This window comes from Photorhabdus namnaonensis (assembly GCF_001684335.1).
In the GTDB taxonomy this organism is placed as follows: domain Bacteria; phylum Pseudomonadota; class Gammaproteobacteria; order Enterobacterales; family Enterobacteriaceae; genus Photorhabdus; species Photorhabdus namnaonensis.
Genome location: NZ_LOIC01000054.1, coordinates 1 through 333, shown reverse-complemented (window position 1 = coordinate 333; position 333 = coordinate 1). Strand labels below are relative to the sequence as shown.

Annotated in this window: 1 protein-coding gene; it reads right to left on the bottom strand. The window is 37.2% G+C overall.

All coding sequences use genetic code 11. From position 1 onward, the window contains the following. Positions 1–11 precede the first annotated feature (11 nt). Positions 12–333: IS630 family transposase (locus Phpb_RS09770; protein ID WP_109396605.1), on the bottom strand; the 322-nt coding region annotated here is incomplete at its 5' end.

Here is a 333-nt window from a genome sequence, read left to right as displayed (position 1 = left end):
TAAATAAGATTTCATAATAGTGCTACACTCATTTTTTGTCTTCCTGGCTTTTGCTGTGATGAAAACGATGCCAAAAAGGCATCAACATAATTCAGTAACTGCCACATAAATTGACAACAATGATTTCGCGTTATTGTCTCATGGAGCGATTGCCATAACCGTTCTATTTTGTTTAGCCACGGTGAATAGACCGGTAAAAACAACAGAGTAAATTTGGGATGTCGTGCCAGCCAATCCTTTACCTTCTGACTTTTATGAATACCGTAGTTATCTAAGATTAATGTGAGGGTTTCCGCATGGGGATATTGATGATTCAGTTCATCTAACATTTTG